This window comes from Brevibacillus sp. NSP2.1 (assembly GCF_000470975.2).
GTDB classification, from domain to species: domain Bacteria; phylum Bacillota; class Bacilli; order Brevibacillales; family Brevibacillaceae; genus Brevibacillus; species Brevibacillus agri.
This window is the reverse complement of record NZ_CP048274.1, coordinates 3,977,507-3,998,088: the sequence shown is the minus strand read 5'-3', so window position 1 is coordinate 3,998,088 and position 20,582 is coordinate 3,977,507. Positions and strand designations below refer to the sequence as shown.

General features: G+C 51.5%; 18 protein-coding genes. 15 read left to right on the top strand and 3 right to left on the bottom strand.

The window, feature by feature from the left end; translation table 11 throughout:
- Positions 1–118 precede the first annotated feature (118 nt).
- Positions 119–571: a DUF2507 domain-containing protein gene (locus M655_RS19365; protein WP_005834922.1), complete on the bottom strand. Its 453-nt coding sequence runs from the start codon at positions 569–571 to the stop codon at positions 119–121.
- A gap of 325 nt (positions 572–896) precedes the next feature.
- Here M655_RS19365 and M655_RS19360 point away from each other — a divergent pair, with 325 nt between their 5' ends.
- From M655_RS19360 to sdhB, 3 genes are read left to right on the top strand one after another with little or no spacing between them, the layout of a single operon-like run.
- On the top strand, positions 897–1,508 hold the full coding sequence (locus tag M655_RS19360; protein ID WP_005834920.1) for a succinate dehydrogenase cytochrome b558 subunit: 612 nt from the start codon (positions 897–899) through the stop codon (positions 1,506–1,508).
- Between the two features lie 18 nt (positions 1,509–1,526).
- On the top strand, positions 1,527–3,284 hold the full coding sequence (gene sdhA / locus M655_RS19355) for a succinate dehydrogenase flavoprotein subunit (protein WP_005834917.1): 1,758 nt from the start codon (positions 1,527–1,529) through the stop codon (positions 3,282–3,284).
- An 18-nt stretch (positions 3,285–3,302) separates the two neighbouring features.
- Entirely contained in the window at positions 3,303–4,052 is a 750-nt protein-coding gene (gene sdhB / locus M655_RS19350) for a succinate dehydrogenase iron-sulfur subunit (RefSeq protein ID WP_005834915.1), read from the top strand.
- Between the two features lie 32 nt (positions 4,053–4,084).
- Here sdhB and M655_RS19345 read toward each other — a convergent pair whose 3' ends face one another.
- Positions 4,085–4,546: a MarR family winged helix-turn-helix transcriptional regulator gene (locus M655_RS19345; protein ID WP_005834913.1), complete on the bottom strand. Its 462-nt coding sequence runs from the start codon at positions 4,544–4,546 to the stop codon at positions 4,085–4,087.
- Positions 4,547–4,725: 179 nt separating this feature from the next.
- On the opposite strand from M655_RS19345, the gene M655_RS19340 reads away from it, so the two are divergent.
- The 8 genes from M655_RS19340 to M655_RS19305 all read left to right on the top strand — a co-directional run bounded on the left by M655_RS19340 (position 4,726) and on the right by M655_RS19305 (position 14,659).
- The gene (locus tag M655_RS19340) at positions 4,726–8,490 is read left to right on the top strand and encodes a S8 family serine peptidase (protein WP_026557765.1); all 3,765 of its coding nucleotides are present in this window, start codon (positions 4,726–4,728) and stop codon (positions 8,488–8,490) included.
- 66 nt (positions 8,491–8,556) lie between these two features.
- Entirely contained in the window at positions 8,557–8,952 is a 396-nt protein-coding gene (locus M655_RS19335) for a hypothetical protein (protein WP_025844126.1), read from the top strand.
- Between the two features lie 79 nt (positions 8,953–9,031).
- Complete coding sequence (locus M655_RS19330) at positions 9,032–9,490, top strand: chemotaxis protein CheX (RefSeq protein ID WP_005834907.1); 459 nt, start codon at positions 9,032–9,034, stop codon at positions 9,488–9,490.
- A 302-nt stretch (positions 9,491–9,792) separates the two neighbouring features.
- Positions 9,793–10,656 (top strand): ABC transporter permease subunit, encoded by an 864-nt coding sequence (locus M655_RS19325; RefSeq protein ID WP_025844125.1) that lies wholly within the window; start codon positions 9,793–9,795, stop codon positions 10,654–10,656.
- 34 nt (positions 10,657–10,690) lie between these two features.
- On the top strand, positions 10,691–11,614 hold the full coding sequence (locus M655_RS19320) for an ABC transporter permease (protein ID WP_005834904.1): 924 nt from the start codon (positions 10,691–10,693) through the stop codon (positions 11,612–11,614).
- Positions 11,615–12,082: 468 nt separating this feature from the next.
- A complete protein-coding gene (locus M655_RS19315; protein ID WP_003387736.1) occupies positions 12,083–12,304 on the top strand; it encodes a helix-turn-helix domain-containing protein in 222 nt (73 codons plus the stop codon).
- A 292-nt stretch (positions 12,305–12,596) separates the two neighbouring features.
- Positions 12,597–13,613, top strand: a complete 1,017-nt coding sequence (locus M655_RS19310; RefSeq protein ID WP_025847154.1) for a hypothetical protein — start codon at positions 12,597–12,599, stop codon at positions 13,611–13,613.
- A 167-nt stretch (positions 13,614–13,780) separates the two neighbouring features.
- A complete protein-coding gene (locus tag M655_RS19305) occupies positions 13,781–14,659 on the top strand; it encodes a hypothetical protein (RefSeq protein WP_026557767.1) in 879 nt (292 codons plus the stop codon).
- A 690-nt stretch (positions 14,660–15,349) separates the two neighbouring features.
- On the opposite strand, the gene M655_RS19300 is transcribed toward M655_RS19305, so the two are convergent.
- Positions 15,350–15,562, bottom strand: coding sequence for a PLDc N-terminal domain-containing protein (locus M655_RS19300; RefSeq protein ID WP_005836646.1), 213 nt, complete (start codon positions 15,560–15,562; stop codon positions 15,350–15,352).
- A 466-nt stretch (positions 15,563–16,028) separates the two neighbouring features.
- Here M655_RS19300 and M655_RS19295 point away from each other — a divergent pair, with 466 nt between their 5' ends.
- The 4 genes from M655_RS19295 (at position 16,029) to M655_RS19280 (ending at position 20,568) form a co-directional block, all read left to right on the top strand.
- A complete protein-coding gene (locus M655_RS19295; RefSeq protein ID WP_005836648.1) occupies positions 16,029–17,234 on the top strand; it encodes an ROK family transcriptional regulator in 1,206 nt (401 codons plus the stop codon).
- Between the two features lie 150 nt (positions 17,235–17,384).
- A complete protein-coding gene (locus M655_RS19290; protein ID WP_005836649.1) occupies positions 17,385–18,668 on the top strand; it encodes an ABC transporter substrate-binding protein in 1,284 nt (427 codons plus the stop codon).
- Between the two features lie 79 nt (positions 18,669–18,747).
- Positions 18,748–19,695 carry a carbohydrate ABC transporter permease gene (locus tag M655_RS19285; protein ID WP_005833827.1) on the top strand — a complete coding sequence of 316 codons (948 nt, stop codon included), beginning with the start codon at positions 18,748–18,750 and terminating at the stop codon, positions 19,693–19,695.
- A gap of 30 nt (positions 19,696–19,725) precedes the next feature.
- Positions 19,726–20,568 (top strand): carbohydrate ABC transporter permease, encoded by an 843-nt coding sequence (locus M655_RS19280; protein WP_007780639.1) that lies wholly within the window; start codon positions 19,726–19,728, stop codon positions 20,566–20,568.
- Positions 20,569–20,582 lie beyond the last annotated feature (14 nt).

Sequence of the window (20,582 nt, the reverse complement as noted above, 5' to 3'; positions counted from 1 at the left end):
GCTCCCTCGCCCGCTGGCAGAGGGGGCATCTTTTTGAATGATTCGCGAGTGCGGGTTCCCGCTGCCTTTTGCAATGACAAAAGTATGGCAGTATCCCGCACAAAGGCGAACGGCTTGTTTATTTTTGCGTCCGCACCTTGATAAGAATGCGGGACGAGCTTTCGATCTCCAGTTGTGCGGACGTGTCCTTGCCCTTCCACTGCTCGATGCTGCCGGCGATGATTCCGGCTTCCAGTGACAAGGCGCGGCTGAGCCGCTCGGGCGTTTGGTAGTTGTAGATAGTGTGCGAGAGCTTGTAGACGATCGCGTCTGCCGTTTCTTCCACGAGATCGAGCTGTCCCAGCCCAAGGCGGATAAAAGGGAGAATCGGGCCCGTGGAAGACTGAACCGGAATTTTCCGGCCGATGTCTTTGCCCAGCCAGTACAATATCGGGCTTTCGCTGTCTCCCAATAAGGCGTTCGTCAATGTTTCGCGGAGCAGATGGTAGCCGAGATAAGGCATGTGCATGCGTTCGGCCACCGGAATCGTGTGGGGCGGCAACAGGGCTGCCAACTGATCGGTATCTTTCATCTCGCTTCCCTCCTGTCTGTACTAGATTATGAGAGGGAGGCTTGCTTCATGACCGATTAAGAGAAAAAATAGTGAAACTAAACAAAGTTATTCTATCAATGTATTTAGTCTACTGATTGTCTTGACGCTATGTGTCGACAAGAGTACAATTGGATTTGGTCAAAGTTTTGCCCAACTTTTTTTCGTATTTTGACACATTCCGACAAAGTTAGGCGTGGAGAGAGCTAACGGTTTTTTGGCATGTCTAATGGGTCAGGCAATGGGTTAGGATATGGGAGAAAGGTCCATAAAAGAGCGCTACATACACTGAAAGGGGGACCATTGTATGGCGAAAGGCCATAGCTTTCTCAGTCACAAGCTGCACTCACTTCTTGGTTTGTTTCCGATCGGGCTCTTCCTGCTGTTCCACTTGACAGCCAACTACCAGGCGACCCGTGGAGCCGAAGCTTTCAACCAGACGGTAGGTCTGATTGAAAACGTTCCACTTCTGCTTGTAGTTGAATTTGTCTTCATCTACATCCCGATCCTGTTTCACGCTGTTTACGGTCTCTACATCGCGTTCCAAGCGAAACAAAACGTAGGGAACTTCGGTTACTTCAGAAACCACATGTTTCTGTGGCAACGGGTAACAGGTATCATTACCCTCATTTTCATTGTTTGGCACGTATGGGAAACTCGCATTCAGAAGGCATTGGGTGCACATGTTGACTTCGACATGGTCGCAAACATTTTCAGCAGCCCAGCAATGATCGTATTCTACACAATCGGGATTATCAGCACGGTTTTCCACTTCTCCAACGGACTCTGGTCGTTCCTGGTTCACTGGGGAATTACGGTTGGACCACGTTCCCAACGAATTGCAACATACTTCACTATGGTCGTATTCGTAGTTGTAACCTTCATCGGATTGCGTGCGATGTCGGCTTTCATTCTGTAGGGATAGGGGGACTAAATCATGGCAAAAGGTAAACTTATCATTGTCGGTGGTGGATTGGCCGGCTTGATGGCTACTATCAAAGCTGCAGAAAAAGGCGTTCCCGTTCAGTTGTTCTCCCTGGTTCCGGTAAAACGTTCCCACTCTGTTTGTGCGCAGGGCGGTATCAACGGTGCGGTAAATACCAAAGGGGAAGGCGACTCCACATGGGAGCACTTCGACGATACAGTTTACGGTGGAGACTTCTTGGCAAACCAACCACCAGTAAAAGCAATGTGCGATGCAGCACCTGGAATTATCTATATGCTTGACCGGATGGGCGTCATGTTCAACCGCACACCAGAAGGTCTGTTGGACTTCCGCCGTTTCGGGGGAACAAAACATCACCGTACTGCGTTTGCAGGTGCGACAACCGGACAACAACTGCTGTACGCGCTGGACGAGCAAGTACGCCGCTACGAAGCAGAAGGTCTGGTTACCAAGTACGAATATTGGGATTTCCTCGGAGCCGTTTTGGACGAGACAGGAACCTGTCGCGGGATTACCGCGCAAAACATGCGTTCCGGTGAAATTCAATCCTTCCGTGCAGATGCCGTTATTTTGGCAACAGGCGGCCCTGGTATCATCTTCGGTAAATCGACCAACTCGATCATCAACACAGGTACAGCAGCGTCTGCCGCTTACCAGCAAGGCGTAATCTACGCCAACGGTGAGATGATCCAGATTCACCCGACTGCGATTCCGGGCGACGACAAGCTGCGTCTGATGTCTGAATCCGCGCGCGGTGAGGGCGGTCGCGTATGGACGTACAAAGACGGTAAGCCTTGGTACTTCCTGGAGGAAAAATATCCTGCCTACGGAAACCTGGTACCGCGTGATATTGCGACTCGCGAAATCTTCTCTGTCTGCGTAGACATGAAACTGGGCGTCAACGGCGAAAACATGGTGTACCTCGATCTGTCCCACAAAGATCCGAAAGAGCTGGATGTAAAACTGGGCGGTATTATCGAGATTTACGAAAAATTCGTAGGGGATGACCCGCGCAAAGTGCCGATGAAGATTTTCCCTGCCGTTCACTACTCCATGGGCGGAATGTGGGTAGACTACAACCAAATGACCAACATCCCTGGTCTGTTTGCAGCGGGTGAGTGCGATTACTCCCAGCACGGCGCGAACCGTTTGGGTGCAAACTCCCTGTTGTCCGCGATCTACGGCGGTATGGTTGCCGGTCCAAAAGCGATCGAGTACATCAAAGGCTTGAATCAATCTTCGGATGATCTGTCTTCTACTCTCTTTGACAGCTACACGAGCAAAGAACAGGCGAAATACGACAGCATTTTGAAAATGGACGGAACGGAAAATGCTTACCTGATCCACAAGGAGCTGGGTGAGTGGATGACAGACAACGTAACGGTAGTTCGTTACAACGACCGTCTGCAAAAAACAGATGAAAAGATTCAAGAGTTGATGGAGCGCTACAAAAAAATCAACATCAACGATACAAGCAAATGGAGCAACGCAGGTGCTTCCTTCACTCGTCACTTGTGGAACATGCTCGTCCTCTCCCGTGCGATCACAATCGGTGCGCTCATGCGTAACGAGAGCCGCGGCGCTCACTACAAACCGGAATTCCCTGAGCGTGATGACGAGAACTTCATGAAGACAACTATGGCGAAGTTCAATCCGGAAACAACCGCGCCAGAAATCTACTACGAAGACATCGATGTTTCGTTGATCCCGCCACGGAAACGTGACTATACGTCTGACAAGAAGCATTAAGAGAGGAGGAAACGGATCATGGCAGAAAAATTGATTCACCTGATTATTACTCGCCAAGACAGCCCTGACAGCACTCCATACAAGGAAGAGTTCAAAATCCCGTACCGTCCTGGTATGAACGTCATTGGTGCGCTGATGGAGATTCAACGCAATCCGCTCAACGCGCAAGGCCAAAAAACTTCTCCGGTCAACTGGGAATCGAACTGCTTGGAAGAAGTATGCGGCGCGTGCTCGATGGTCATCAACGGAAGACCGCGCCAGGCTTGCTCGGCGCTGATCGATAAACTGGAACAGCCAATTCGTCTGGAGCCAATGAGCACGTTCCCTGTACAACGCGACTTGTCGATTGACCGTAGCCGCATGTTCGATGCGTTGAAACGTGTAAAAGCATGGATTCCAATCGATGGTACGCATGATCTGGGACCAGGTCCGCGCATGCCGGAAGTAGAGCGTCAATGGGCGTACGAGCTGTCCAAGTGCATGACGTGCGGGGTATGCTTGGAGGCTTGCCCGAACGTGAACGCGAAGTCCGAGTTCATTGGACCGTTTGCGATTTCCCAGGTTCGCCTGTTCAACCAGCATCCAACTGGTATGATGAACAAGCATGAGCGTCTGGAAGCTCTGATGGAAGACGGCGGTATCGGCGATTGCGGTAACTCGCAAAACTGCGTGCAAGCTTGTCCAAAAGGCATCCCGCTCACGACCTCGATTGCTCACATGAACAAAGAAACGACCAAACATGCGGTGAAGAAATTCTTCTTCTCCTAATCGTTTGGCAAAAGAAAAAGGCGTGCGCCGGTTTAACCGGAATGCACGCCTTTTTTTCTTGCGTCAGCGACAGCGGCGACTGCCAGTTTTTCGAACATGCGAACGAACTGCTCCCACTCTTCTTCGGTGAGGTGGGAAAACAGTTGCCGGAGCGTTTCCAGCCGCGTCTGCTTCGCCTGGGCCAAAATGTGTTTTCCGGCTTCCAGCAGACTGATATGGACGACGCGCCGATCTTCCTCATCGCGCTCCCGGCTGACGTAGCCGTGCTTGTCCAGCCGGTCGATCATCGCGGTAATCGCGCTGGGCTTGACCATCATCGAATCGGCCAGTTCGCCGACGGTACATCTTTGGCGTTGCTCCAATTGATGAAGGATGTAAAATTGCGGACCTGTCAATCCGGGAACAGGCTCGGCCATATGCGTCCCCAACGTGCGCATGATGGTGCGAAAAGCTTCTTGCAGGCGGTCAATGGACTCGGGGGAAGGGGAGGACATGCTGGTTTCAGCTCCTTGCAGCTTAATAACAATACATTTCGGACAGGAAATATTTAACGGTATTAAATATAGGCTGATTCACCTGTTTTGTCAACCTTAGGGCAAAAGACGAGAATACCCGAGCGGCTCCCAGTGAAAACTGATACATAATGGGTGTACTTCCAACAAGGGGGCAAACGATGAAAAAACAGGTGATGAGCTTAGGGTTAGTGTTGGTTTTGCTTCCCGTAACGACAGTGGGCCATACACGCGCGGATGTCTTTGCATACGGCGACGCCATCAGCTTGCGCAGTGTGGTCATGCACGATTTGGCGGAAATGAAGGAGCAATCACATACAAGCCACGCGCCGGGCGAGGCCGGAAATCATGTCCGCGCCGAGCGGGCCAACGAGTGGCAGCGTTCCGAGCATGTCGTCCTGGGCGAACAGGCTGTCAGCGCACAAGCCTCTACGCTGGAGATGATCGAAGCGAACCGCGCCTGGCGGGAGGCAGGGGTTAAAGGAGAAGGAATGCTCATCTCGGTCATTGATACAGGCGTAAACCCGCGGCATCCTGATTTGCCACCGCCGCACGACAAGCGGCTGGCTGTGCAGAAGTCAGGCTCGCCGCAAAAAGTAATTCCGGGCTTCAACTGGGCAGACCGCAATCAGACGACCGAGGACGTAGCCGAATCGCAGCACGGCATCCATGTCGCCGGGATCATTGCCGCTAACGGCAAAGTCAAAGGAGTCGCGCCGGAATCGCAAATCATGAGCCAAAAAGTATTTTCCAACTACCAGGGGGAAGTGCCAGGCTTGAGCGAGTCGATCTTGTTTGCGATTAACGATTCGATCGCCAAAAAAGCCGATGTCATCAACCTCAGCCTCGGCTCCTCCGCCGGTTATGTGGACGAGTCGAACGTCGAGCAAATGGCCGTGAAAAAGGCGGTGGACAACGGCGTCATCGTCGTGGCGGCAGCGGGGAACGACTCGTACTTCGGCAGCGACAAGGTGCGGGAGCAAAATCCGGACGTGGCCATGATCGGCTCCCCCGGCCTCAGCCCTGATGCGTTTTCCGTCGCATCCGTCAACGCGACGACGCTTGCGGGCAACAGCTTCAGCGTCCAGGGAGTGCCAGGGCTGGAACGCGTCGTCTACTTGCCTGGGCACGTGGAGAGCGGGTCGGCGCTCAATCCGATAGCTTCTCTGGTGAAGCCGTATCCGCTCGTTTACATGGGAAAAGGGAAAAAAGAAGACTACAACGTATCGGTCAAGGAAAAAATCGTGCTCTTGGAGCGGGGGGATACTTCTTTTGATGAAAAGCTCCGCCTTGCCAAAGAAGCGGGTGCCGTCGGCGCGATTATTTACAACAACGAACCCGGGCCGCTCATCATCAGCGCGGAGCATTTGAAGCAAATTCCGGCGGTGGCGGTGCTGAAGCAGATGGGCGAGCAGTTGGCGCAGGCGGTGAAAAAAGGGAAAAAAGTGACGGTCGCCTTCAATGGCGAGTACGCGCAAAACCCGATGCCTTATCCGGACGGCGGAACGATTTCCGGCTTTTCCTCCTGGGGACCGACTCCTGACCTGCAGTTCAAGCCGGAAATTTCGGCGCCGGGCGGAGGGATTTTGTCGCTCGTCCGCGATTCGGAGTACGCAGTCAAAAGCGGAACGTCCATGGCGACGCCACACGTAGCAGGCGGGATGGCGCTGCTCAAGCAAGCCTACCAAAAGCAGGGGCGCAACTTGCAAGGCCGGGCCTTGGTCGAAACGTTGAAGGCAGCGGCGATGAACACAGCCGAGCCGATTTTGGACCCGCGGGTGAGCGTGGCTGCTTCCGACAAGGCCAAAGTGAAAAAATATCCGTACAGCCCGCGCGTTCAAGGAGCAGGCTTGATGCAAATCGCCAAAGCGATCCAGACGCCTGCCGTGGTGGTCGATGCCAAAGGCAAGGCTGGCGTCTCGCTGGGAGAGATCGGGAACACGACAACGTTTTCCTTGTTTGTCGATAACAAGTTCGGGAAAAAGCCGATAACGTACCAGCTCCACGACGAGTTCGGCGTCATGACCGACTTGCGCAAGGACGGCTTGAACATGCTGACGGCAACCGCGCTGGAAGGGGCGCAACTCCGCTTTTCCGCTCCGAAGGTAACCGTGGAGCCTGGCAAGCGCGCCGAGGTCAAGGTGACGCTCGCCATCCCGCAGGGAGCAGCCCGCAACCAGTTTGCCGAAGGCTTTATCTCCTTTGCGCCGGATGACAAGTCGCTGCCTGCCTTGCGCGTCCCTTACTTCGGCTTTTTCGGCGACTGGGACGAGCCGCGCATTATGGACCAGCCTGTATGGGAGGCTGGCAGTCAGGAAAAGCGGACGGGCGTCAAGACGAGCTGGTACCACGACAAGCGCAACGACAAATGGCGCTACCGCGATTATTTGGGCGTGACCGGGGTCAAAGAGGACGGAACCGTACAGATTGATCCAGGCCAGATTGCGTTTTCTCCCAACGGAGACGGCCATTACGACATCGCGGCTCCTTCGATTACGTTTTTGCGCAACGCCCGGCAAGTGGTCGTGGAAGTAACGGATCAGTCCGGAAAGCCGATACGCGCGCTGGTGCGGGATGAAAAAGTCAGCAAGTACGACCAGTCCAAGCTGGGAACGCCTTATTACTACACCGAGCGCGAGGCGTGGAGCTGGGATGGCAAAATTTTTTCGCCGCAAAAAGGCAGCTATGTGCAAGCGCCGGATGGAGCGTACCAGTTTTTAATCAAGGCGAAAATCGACGGCCGCGATGCCAATTGGCAAACGATGACGCTGCCGATCCGGGTCGACACGAAGCCGCCAGTCCTCAACGCTTCTCTGTCCGGAAACAAGGTGCAGTGGAGCAGCCGCGACAAAGACGTGCAAGGCTATCTGCTCTACGTCAACGGGAAAAAAGTAGGCGGCCCGTATTCGCCGAAAATCACCAGCACGATCATCAATCAGCCGGAGAAAAAAATAAGCGTAGTCGCCTTCGATTACGCCGGAAACATCAGCGTAGCAAACATTAACGGGAAAAGCGACACCGTCCCGCCGTTCGTGGAATTTCCCGACGATCTGTTCAGCTATCTGAAAATATCCAAACAGCCGGATGTCGCCTTGCGCGGGAAGGTCACAGGCGAGGAGCTGCTGGATCGGGTCCGGCTCTCGATCAACAAAACGCCTGTCAAGCTGGAGGCAGACGGTTCGTTCGAGACGATTCTCCGGCTGCAGGAAGGGCTGAACTACGTCGTGTACAGTACTGCCGACATGTACGGCAACACGCGGCAGTTTACGCAACGGGTCATCGTCGACACAAGCCCGCCGATGCTCCAGCTCCAAAACGACGGGACCGAAGACATTCAGTTTGATCCAGCGACGAAAACGATGCTGCTGCCGATCCGCTTCCTGTACCGCGACCAGACGTACAAAGGGCAGGCCAGCGTCAACGGCCAGATCGTCGCCAACTTCGAGGAAGACCAGTTGGAAATTCCTGTGCATAAAAATTTGACGCACATTTTGCCGATGAAACAAGGAGAAAACCGCGTCTTGATCGAAGGAAAAGATGGAGCAGGCAACCAGAGCACGCTGCTATTGTACGCGTACGTAGATGCGAGCGCAGGCACGGTCGTGCTCAGCCAGGGGGAACAGCGGTTGAACTACCGGGCGAGGACGATCGCGGCTCCCACGATCAAGCTGATGAACAATCAGGTGGAAGGCCAGGAAGGCGAGCTCCTGCCGATTGAGGGCAAGGTGACGGGAGCCGGGCCGGTCAGCTTGCGAATTACGTACGGCGATCATCATGTGCCTGTCGACGTCAACGACCGGGGAGGGTTTCGCCTGGTGCTGGACCGGATTGAGGAAGGCAAGCAAAAACTGACGGTTGTCGCGACTGATTCGCTGGGGCGGGAAGCTCGTGCCGAGATGAATGTGATCGGGAAAAAGAAGCAATAGGGATGGCCCGGCAACAGCGGATAATCGCTAGAGCCGGGCCTGCTCCTTTGGGGGGAAGCAAATTCGATGTTTTACCACGGGATAAAGTGGGAATATGTTACGAGAGAGTTTCCGCTGCTGTCGCCGAGAAGAATTGCCGGGAAACACGGCAAGGAGCAGTGCATGGATCGGCTGCACCTGCTTCAGCAGTTTGGCCTGGAGCCTGTCCATCTGCTCGAATCCGATGAGAGCTATCCGGACGAGCGGTGCATCAGGGAATGCTTGGCGTTTGGCGATACGGTGTTTGCGTTTGAGCAGCTCAGCTTGCCGATGTGGCAGCTAAGCAGGCATGAGGTCGGGGTAGAAGTGCTCGATTTGCGCACGTGCTCGGCCATTTATACCAAAAGGAATGATGCCAAAGTAGAGGATTGGTTTCCGAAAATTCGCAGAACAAGTGACCTTTTGCCTATAAAGTTTTTGTGATAGTCTTGCATCTGCCAAATATCGACATTATGATAGTCCTATAGCAGAGATAATTGCCCGGGAAAGGAAGAGATCGCAAATGATAGTCCAATACCTAGATCCGTTTCTTGAATCAGCCTCCTCCGTGATTCAACAAGTGTGCAATGTAGACATTTCGCGTGGGGAATTAGCTGAAAAAGAATGGAGCAATTCGGAAGGTCACACCTGGATTCGTATCGGGATGACAGGTCAATTGCAAGGAGACGTGTTTTTTGGTCTGCAAGAGGAGTTGGCTTTGCGCATCGTCTCTGCCATGATGGGCGGTTTTCCTGTACAGGAGATGGATGAGCTCGGGAAAAGTGCGATTTCCGAGTTGGGGAACATGATCTCTGGCAACGCCAGTACGCTTTTGTCCAATCGCGGTGTGATCGTCGACATTACGCCGCCGCTGTTTGTGCAGCACCACGATTTGAAGGACGTGACAGGGACAGCCTTGACTGCTCCGCTCGACCTGCACGACATGGGACGGATGGAAATTCAAATTATCGTCATTCGGTAAGAGACGGCTGCGGCCGTCTTTTTTTGTGCAGGTAAGAATGGGAAAGAGCGGTTTTCGCCAGAAGAAGGGCACCGTAGCGAGAGTTCGAAGCAGGGGGAGAAAGCAAGTTTTGTATCCGCTGGCTGCGAAGAGTCTGGCAATGGCTTCGCGCCATCGGGTTTTCTAATGCGCACAGCTTTGAATCTATTTGCATCTGCGGGTTGTATTGTCTGAAATATAAAAAAACATAAAATATTTTTTGATTGTATAGATGATTTTTTTTAGATGGTGTATTGTTGGAATTAGTAAGGGGGTAGGAGTGCTTGGCATATGTGAAACAACTGCTTGGGATGTTCTTCCTAGTGATCGTCGTCTGCGGCGGGCCGTTTATGCTATACACGGTCAAGGACGAAATCGTCTTCGCGCCGGAAGAGATCGTCGTTCACACCGTATTCTTGATCCAGCAGATCGCGAGTGGTTCTCTCGGCACGTACTATTTGGGCGAAAATGAGAGAAGCATTGCAGAAGATATCGTACCGTTTGCCATGAACACGTTCAAGCTGCTGTTTGCCAGCGTCAGCATCGCGGTCGTAGCCAGTCTCGTATTCGGCTTGTTTTTGCAGCGCTTCCGTGCGGTTCGTCAACTGCAAAAGGTTTTGAACCTCGTTGCCACGATTCCTGATTTTATTCTGATTTTTATGTCGATTCTGGCAGCCGTTGCCTTTTACAAGCTGACGAATATTCGCATCATCACGCTGTCGCCTACCAGCGACTCCGCCAACGACTGGTTCCCGATGACGCTTCTGGCGATCGGACCGACGATTTTCCTGATGAAAGTAGTCAGCCTCAAGTACGCGCAGATCGGCGGCGAGGACTACATCAAGACAGCGCTTGCAAAAGGAATGGGCATCTGGCACGTGCTCACCCATCACGTGTACAAAAACATCAAGCCGTTTCTCGTGGCGGATTTGAAAAAGACGATCGCGATTACGGTAGCAAACTTGTTCATCGTGGAGTACCTGCTCAACGTCGTCGGCCTGACCCGCTTTATTTTCAGCAAAGATGGCGGCTACCAGTTCAACGCGGCGGTGATGGGGCTGCTCGGGATCATTTTGCTCTCGATTTTGGTCTACGTGCTCATCCGCGCGGTTCTGTATTTGTTTGAACGGGTGGTCGTTTACAAATAACGCGATTTTTATTCGGAACGAGTGAGGTTTTTCTATGCAAAAACGATTCAACTGGTCATTGTGGATCGGCGGCATCCTAGTGGCGCTGCTCGTGCTCATCGGCGTGATCGGGCCGTATATCGCCCCGTATGAGCTGGACTTTCAGGAAAAGCTGCGCAACGAGGTCGTCAACGGCAAAACGATCATTGTCGCACCGCCGCTGCCTCCATCCGCGGAGCATTGGCTGGGAACGGATAAATGGGGCTACGACCTGCTGACCTTGCTGCTTCACGGCGCGCCTTACACCGTGTTCGTCACGCTGGCAGTGGCCGCCGTGCGATTGTTGATCGGGATTTTTCTCGGCCTGTACATTGGCGTGCAGGACAAGCCCCAGCGCTGGTGGCTGGCGATTGAAAATGCCTGGAGCTACATGCCGATCTTCATCCCTGTCTATTTCTTGCTGAAAGGGATCAGCATCAACCCGCTGATGCCGACATCCACGCTTGTGTTGTTTTTCATCGTGGTCGTCGGCGTGCTGGGAGCGCCCTCTGTCGCTTCCTCGATCCGGCAAAAGACGGAGCAGATCAAGGAGTCGCAGTACGTCCTGGCTGCCGTCTCGCTCGGGGCGGGCCGCGAGCAGATCATTTTCCGGCATATCTTGCCGCATCTGAAGGAGCAGATCATCATTATATTGGTCACGGAAATGGTCGCGATCATGACCTTGATGGGGCTTCTCGGGATGTTCGACCTTTTCGTGGGCGGGACAAAAATGACGATGGACCCGGTTCTTTTCCACTCGATCACGCACGAGTGGGCAGGGCTGCTCGGTTCGTACCGGGGCTTCGTGTACAGCAATTACACCTGGATTTTCCTCACGCCGCTGGTTGCCTTCGTGATCGCGGTCGGCTCGTTTACGCTGCTGGCAAAGGGACTGCGTGAGAAGTTTGAGCAGACGTATCATCGGACGCCGTTTATTTAAAGGATGGAAGCTTAGCGCATGCAGCCCCGCTCTTGAATGGATCGGGGCTTTTTGCTTGCGGCGTTTGCTCCAAGGGAAGGGAACCAAGCATGCAAAGAAGCTGGAAAAAGGAACCGGAAAGAAGGGAGCAGCAAGCGCGCTACTTGAATAGACTGAAGTGTCGGGGGCGGTGTTGGCCTTTGGGTTCCGACGCCAGCCTCCCCAAGCGGGCATTACGAAGCCTGTTTGGCCAAAGAGACGCCAGGCAGCCCGTCGACTCAACAAAATTTTTTCGCCACGGCGGCAAAGCCAAAAATGTTTCTTGTGTGGTGTTTCGGAACCCATTGCCCATTTTCTGAATAGGATGTAAGGCAAAAGCCTAAAATCCTTGAAATTCCGGCACCATCACCCACCCCCCATCATAGGATAAGGTGACTCTGTAATCCCTCAACCTTGTTCCTGTAGAGCCCACAAGGAGGGGTGGCACGATTGAAGGGTAGCGACCAAACCAAGCCGTTGTTAACGAATCGCGAAAGAGAAGTGTTTGAACTCTTGGTCCAAGATAAGACAACCAAAGAGATTGCCGGACAACTCTTCATCAGCGAAAAGACTGTGCGCAATCACATCAGTAATGTCATGCAAAAATTAGGTGTCAAAGGTCGATCTCAGGCAGTAGTCGAACTCGTTCGACTTGGTGAACTAGAGATTTGAACCCAGTCCACCCAGCCTCCCTTTTCTTCCCATGGTCGGAAGGGAGGGTTTTTTTATTTTGGGGGAGCGGGGGAGATAGGCAATACATAATATTGTTCTTTGCTTAAAGTATGGAATTATAGGAAATTTTATCTATAAAATTGTTTACAAGCAGATTAAAAGTATGGTATAAGTATAAATGGTAACAAAAACCAAAGTTTCCAATTAAAGATGGAGGGAGTGAAATGTTGAGCTACTGGGATAGTAGTATCAACAAGTTATTATGCTGAAAAATCAGCGGTGGTTAACAGTATTGTTAATTTTGGGGCTTCTCTTTGTAAATGCCAATGGTGTTTACGCCAGCACTACTGAGGAAGACGATGGCTATATTCAACGTAGCGAGATTGAGCATTTCATGGAAATAATGGCTGAAACCGAGACAGAACAAGCAAGAGAAATGAATAATGAATTAACCAAATATATGGAAGAAAATGAGGAGTACTTATTTGCAGAAGTAGCATCAATTGTTGATAAATATCAAGTTCCTGATACGACGAATCAGACTGATGCAATGAGATATATGGAAGAAGTAGATCCAGAAGCACTACAGAGAGATTTCGAGCGCATAGATACACTTGCTCAAGAATATTATGATTACTACCAGATTCATAACGAGTTTCCAGAAGATGAGTCTTCCAAACAAGTATCTCTTAGGAGTATGGCAACGAGTGAAGCGCTAACTGTATTGAAAAATGCCGGGATTCGTATGACAGAAAGACAGTTGGCAGCGCGCTTGGCTGCATTGGGAGTGATTGCTGCGATTGATGGTCCACTTCCGGTAGGGGATTTTGTTGCTCTTGTTACGGGAGCCATCATTGTCAGCGATTATTTGAGTGACTATGTTGCAAGAAAAGATAGACTTGCTCAAGATATTGGGAATAACGAAGGCAGGTCATTTATTAAAATCGTTACAGAAAGTCTGTCGATTAGCGAAACAGTTACATACGAAATTAAAAGAAATAAAGTGAAGCATTTTAGAGCTTTTTTAAATCGGCTGGGTGGAGTGATTGTTGGGGATCCATTAACTCTTAGTGAAGCTAAACTGTTGGCTCGTCAGGAAAAAGACACGTTTAGCGTCCGTGAAGATTATGCTGAAAAAATTGTCGATCAACCCAATTATAAAAATGTAAAGCACACCCCTCATTACATAGATTCAAGAGGGAACAATAGGCCTGCCAATCTTCCTCATTGGCATTTAAAGAAGAAGATTAATGGTTCTTGGGAGCAAATCGAAGGACATCATTTCTTTCCATGGATTGGTTTAAAATAAATAAATTAATGGATTCCCCATGTCGAGACTTACGTCCTCTCTGTCGGAAAAAGAGTATCATCACGCTCGACCAGAACACCGTCTTCTTCGCCACCGCTTTATTCTTTCAAGTGCTACTGTCTGGGGACGTTTTTCTGCTATGATTTTAGTGAGATAAGGAGGATAGAATGCGTTTAAACATTGTGGAAATGGAAGAAATTTATATCGCAGGTATAGAGGTTGATCTGGATTTTGATTGGGATGAATTTTTCGAAGCGCCTGACCCGATCTTGTCAGAGATTGAACATGTGATGAAACATAATGTCTATTATTTCTTTTCAAGTGGGGAAAAATATATATTTGGCAAGCGAGTCAGTTCCATTGCGAATATCCCGGAAACGTTTATAGCTGCGAAAATACCTGCGGGGCTTTACTCCAAAGTACCTAGAATTTTATCTACCTATGAACATGACATGTTTTCGATGACGAATTACGAGGTGCTTGAAGGGGACGAATATAGCGAATATAGAGAGTTTGTATTTGGAGCAGCAAGCAAGTATCACGAATACGTTTATCGTTCAGTAGAATACTTGCCAGATGTCGTGAATGTGCGGCAGATTCCCGTTTTGCCAGAAGCGAGGGCAAAACTGCTTCGCAGGCAGTACATAGAAACATTTTTCGATGTAGACAGTAACCAAATTCGCAAGTTTCTCTATAAAAGATATGTAACATTGCACAGAGGATTCCTTTGGGAGTTTTTGGGAAAAGAGGCTTGCTGCAAAATGCAAGGGATGAGCTTGGCTGAAGCAACAGATTTTTTGAAAAGCAAACAAGAAGTGCTGTTTTTCTGGGACGCAACAAGCAAGTTAGGCAAAGAGTTCGCATACGGCAAAGTGTTTACGATGGATGCAGCAAAATTGATGCAATCTTACACGCGTTTCACTTTTGATATGTATCTGTTTGACTCGACCATGGACTGGACGATTATTTTTGTTCACGAAAGAATTAGCGATAAACCTGGCGATTGTTTTCTCATCAATAGGAATGAAATTGAGACAATGAGCTAAATGAGAGAAGGGGCTGTCCCTTACGTCATGGAAAATGACAGAGGAACAGCCCCTTGCATTGCGGATCGTTCGGAAATTAAGCAAAGGCTTTTAGCAGTTGAACGATTAATGGGATGAGATCTCCGATAAAAGTGAGAATCGCAATGGCAGTGTTCACAAAAGCCCCTCCTTAAAATTCCAAATTCACTATTATTATATTAATGTTCGCAATAGCTATCAAGAAAAATTTTCCTTTTGATGTTTTTATTTGGAAAAATACTGCGTAACTACTTGCAAAGCCGCGAAGTGCATCACGATATGATTGCCCAGTGAAAAGCTGCGTTTTCCTGCATAGAAGCAAGAAACGGGATGTTCATCGCCAAATAAAACATAAAAAAGCTGCCGAACAGCCATACCGCTCGGACGTTGTTTTTCCGATCAATCCACCATTCAACGCGATTTTGGGCACTGGCAAGCAAGCAGCGCCCAAAAAACCATCTAGGGATTTGTTTCCTTCATCGTTCCCTCCGCATAGGTGACATGTTGAGCTGTTTGGCACGCAAAAAAATGACTGCTGGCTTAGCTTCGAGCCTGCCGGTCTATGAAAATGCTCCTTTTCGCAAAGCTGAACGGTGATTCCGTCGAGCCAGATTGGCAGGGCTGGCAGGTGAACACGAAAGAGGGATGCTCAATATCGCATCCCGGCAAAGCCTAATCCTTCCGTATAATCAAATACACAATCAACCCGATCACCGGGAAAAAAAGCAGCGCAACCAGCACGATAACGGAAAATTCTTTGCTGTTGCCTCTGCGCCGCGAATCGCGGTAGGCCCAAATGCTGATGAGGATGTTTATCGCGTTGAAAAGCAAAAATAATAGCAAGGGCAGAAACATCACAATCGAAGAGTCGCCCAAACTTGCCAATCGAATCACCTGCTTTGTCGGATAAGTATGCTACTTTTTCTAATTATACCAAAAATTAGGTTATTGCACATGCGCAGGTAGACCTCCTACAAATAGCGGCTCTCGCGCCATTTTGTCTCGTATTCTTTTTTCTTGCCCTCAATCGGGCGGAACCTTTGCAACGTCAGTTTTGAGAGGAAGCAATAAAACAGATAGGGCAGCAAGCAGCCTCTGATCTCTCGATGGAGCAAATGATGAGAACCCATAGACAGCACCACCTTTGGTTTAGTTGCGAGATTTGGGGCAAGAAGCAGACCTTCCTCTCCCCATCATACAGGAAGACAATGCCATTTCCAAAGCTCCCGACAGCAACCGGAACACGAAGAAAACTCATAAAAAACTGAAAAATCCAAATTGACACAAGCTTGAATATTCTGCTAAGATGACTTTATAAAGTCATTGGAAAAACAAAGGATGAGCTTATACGATGCGCAGGACTGGAGATTTGAAACTCATTCAAGAACTGAATCGCTTTATCATACTCGATACAATCCGCCAGCATGGGCCCATCTCGCGCAGCGACATCGCCAAAAGGCAAGGCATCAGCCCTACCACCGTCACTTCGGCCGTCAACGAGCTGATTCGCGACGGATTGGTAGCGGAGGATGGCACAGGGGAATCGAAGGGCGGGCGCAAGCCGATCATGGTGCGCTTTTGCCCGGACGGGAAGTTTTTGATCGGCGTTTCCATCACGAATACGGCGATTACGATTGCCGAGATGAACCTGGAGGCGGCGACCAAGCGCAAGCAGGTGTACCCGGTCGGTCCTGACATGGTGAGCGAGCGGATCGTGCAGTACGTGCTGGATTCGATCGCGGACTTCTTGGGGCAGGTGGAGGATGTCACCCGTTGCCTCGGCATTTCGATCATCGCGCCGGGGATTGTCGATGCGGCAAGCGGCGTGATTCGCTTCAACTCCAAGCTGCGGCTGACGGATGTTCCGCTGAAGGATCTCGCCGAGCAGCGCTTTGGCATGGAGACGTGGCTGGACAATGACGCCAATGCGATCGCGCTGGCGGAAAAAAACTTCGGCGTGGGGCTTGATGCCGACAACCTGCTGTTTGTGACAGTCGGAGAAGGGGTAGGTTCAGGTCTTGTTGTAAACGGTTCCATTTTCCGCGGAAGCCGCGGGGGCGCGGGCGAGTTTGGGCATACGACAGTGGACCGGAGCGGCATGCGCTGCGATTGCGGCAATGTCGGCTGTCTGGAAAACTACGTCGCCTGGCCGGCGATCTACACGGGCTTGTTGTCCGCGATTGCGCGCGGCAAAGAGACGCTCGTGCTGGAGCTGGCTGGCGGAGATTTGACGAAAATTACGTTTGACGTGTTCCGCCAAGCCTTGCAGCAAAAAGACCAGGTGTGCGAGGACATCGTGGAAGAGATCGCGTCGTATTTGTCGATCGGCATCGTCAATCTGGTCAATCTGTTCAACCCGAGCCTGATTATTCTCGGCGGGGAAATGATGCGCGACAACCACGTCTTGTTCGAGCGTATCGAAAAACAGGTGCGGGAGCAGGCAATGGGCATCATGGTGGAAGGGCTGGAGTTCCGCCCGACTATGCTGGGAGCGGACTTTGAAGTCAAGGCAGCCGCTGCCGTACTGCTACAGGACGTTTTTCATTTCAGCCTGTAGTTCCTTTTTGCAGACTTTATTTTAGCATTGGAAAAAGAAAGTGAGCCTCGGATGGTGAAAGGGGGGAGCCGCGGAGGTCAAGGCACAGTCGTTTCAATCAAAAGCTGGGGGTAAAACAGAGGAGAACGTAATGTCGAGGAGGGATTTCACATGAAAAAGTTGGTTTCATTGGCGATGGCCGCTCTGTTGGTAGCGGTGGCAGGATGTTCCGGTGGCGGACAAAGCGCCGCCCCGTCTGAAGGGCAACAGCCGGGTGCGGCAAGCGGAGAAAAGGTAACGCTTACGTACGCCCTGTGGGACAAAAACCAGATGCCGGCCATGGAGGAAATTGCGAAGAAATTCCACGAAGCCAATCCCAATATTGACATCAAGATCGAGCTGACGCCGAACAAACAGTATTGGACGAAGATGGAAGCGGCTGCGACTGGCGGCACGTTGCCGGACGTTTTCTGGATCAACGGCCCGCGGATCATCAAGTACGCGGCAAACGACGTGTTGTTGCCGATCACAGACCAGATCAAGGCGGACGGCATCGACCTCGGGAACTACCCGAAGGCGCTGGTTGATCTGTACACATACGAGGGACAAAACTACGCATTGCCGAAAGATTTTGACACCATTGGCCTCTGGTACAACAAAAAACTGTTTGATGAAGCGAACGTGCCTTATCCGGACGAGACATGGGACTGGAACAAGCTGAAGGAAGCGGCGAAAAAGCTGACAGACGAGAAAAAAGGCATCTGGGGCATCGCGGCAGCGCCGTACGGACAGGACAACTACTACAACACGATCTTCCAGAGCGGCGGGTACGTCATCTCCGAGGACAAGAAGTCGTCGGGCTTTGACAAACCGGAAACGATCGAGGGGCTGAAGCTGTGGGTCGACATGATTAACGACAAAGTGTCCCCGTCTGCGGCGCAAATGTCGGAAACCGAGTCCACGCAGTTGTTCGAGTCGGGCAAGGTGGCGATGATTTACACGGGTTCGTGGATGGCGAGCGCTTTTCACACCAACGAATATACAAAAGACAAGGTAGACGTCGCGTATTTGCCAAAAGGCAAGGAAAACACCAGCGTCATTCACGGCCTGGGCAATGTGATCGCGGCGAACACGAAGCATCCGAAAGAAGCGTGGGAATTTGTGAAGTACTTGGGCTCCAAGGAAGCGGCTGAGATTCAGGCGAGCAAAGGCGCGGCGATTCCGGCGTTCAACGGCACCCAGGATACGTGGGTCAAGTCGATGCCGAACTTCAATCTGCAAATTTTCATCGATCAGGCAGCGAACGCCAAGGCGTACCCGATTTCCAAAGATACGGCGAAGTGGGCCAAGCTGGAGACGGAGTACATGACCAAAGCCTGGGCGGGCCAAATGAGTGTGGAGGATGCAGCCAAAGAGCTTGCGCAAAAAATGAACGAGCTGCTGGCGCAAGAGTAGGGTTTCAACGGGCGGATGGCTTCGGAGGGTGAACGGAGCCATCCCCTGCTACGAGCTTATTGTCAGGGGGGATATTGCGATGAGCAGCCAACTTCAGCCTGAGGTGCATGCCGCTGCCCGGCCAAAAGCGGAAAAATCGTTGAACCGGATGAAGCGAAGCGACTGGCTTTGGGCGTATCTCATGATCGCGCCGACGCTGATCGGTTTGGGTGTGTTTTACATATGGCCAGTCGTGCAAACCATCTATCTCAGCTTTACCAAATGGGGAGGCTTCGGCAAGTACAAATGGACGGGCGTCGACAACTACGTGCTGCTGTTCCAGGACCCGAACATGTGGATCGCGCTGAAAAATACGTTCGTCTATACGGTGCTCGCGGTGCCTGCCAGTATCGCCATCTCCATATTGATCGCCGTTTTGCTGAACCAAAAAATCAAAGGCATCTCGTTTTACCGCACGCTGTATTTCTTGCCGGTCGTGACGATGGCGGCTGCCGTGGCGATGGTGTGGAGATGGCTGTACAACGCCGATTACGGTTTAATCAACTACTTGCTCGGGCTGGTGGGAATTGAGGGGCCGCGCTGGATATCCGACCCGGCGATCGCGCTGTACGCCGTCATTATCGTGGCGGTCTGGAGCTCGATCGGCTACAACATGGTCATTTTCCTTGCTGGCTTGCAGGGCATTCCGCGCAGCTACTACGAAGCGGCCGAAATGGATGGCGCCGGACCTGTGCGCATGTTTTTCACCATCACGCTGCCGCTGTTGACGCCGTCGATTTTTTTCGTCAGCATTACGTCGCTGATTGGCGCCTTCCAGGTGTTTGACCTGATTTATTTGATGATCGGCAAGCTGGGCAATCCGGCGACCGAGGCTACGCAAACAGTCGCGTATTTGTTCTTCACCAACGGCTTCGAGTCGGGCAACGGAGGCTATGCAGCCGCAGTGGCTGTCGTGCTGCTCGTGCTGATCCTGATTGTGACGGCCGTCCAGATGAAAATGCAGAAAAAATGGGTTCACTACGATTAAGCGAGCATGACGGGATGGGAGGAATGAGGGATGAGTGTCCGAACAGGACGTAATCGAGCAGCCAAAAACGTATTGATTCATCTTGTTTTGATCGCTGGCGCTCTGGTGATGGTCGCGCCGTTTGTCTGGATGGTGCTCACCTCGCTGAAAACGCTGGGCGAGTCGACGCAGGTGCCGCCTGTCATCTGGCCGACGGCGCTGCAATGGGAGAACTACACGCATATTTTCGAGATGCTGCCTTTTTACGATTTTTACTGGAATACGATCTTGACTACCGTGGTGAAAGTCGTCGGGCAAGTGTTCTTGTGTTCGCTTGCGGCGTACGCGTTCGCCCGCATCGAGTTTCCGGGGAGAAACGCCTTGTTCATCGTGTTTTTGTCCGTCTTGATGGTGCCGGGGCAAGTGTTTTTGCTCCCGCAGTTTCTCATCATGAAGGAGCTGGGCTGGCTGAATACGCTCACGGCGTTGATTGTGCCGGGACTGTTCAGCGCATTCGGAACGTTTCTGTTGCGCCAGTTTTTCATGTCCTTGCCAAAAGAGCTGGAGGAAGCGGCGAAGCTGGACGGCTGCAACCACTTCCAGATTTACTGGCGGATCATGCTGCCGCTGGCCAAGCCCGGGCTGATCGCACTGGCGATTTTCGTCGCCCTCTGGTCCTGGAACGACCTGATGTGGCCGCTGATCGTCAACAGTACGCCGGATAAAATGACCTTGTCCGCAGGATTGGCTTATCTGACCGGAGAACATACGAACATGACGAACTATCCGATTTTGATGGCCGGCTCCGTTCTTGCCATTTGGCCGATGATTATTGTCTTTATTTTCTTGCAAAAGCATTTTGTCGAGGGAATTACCCTAACCGGGTCCAAATAGCCATTTTCCCCAGA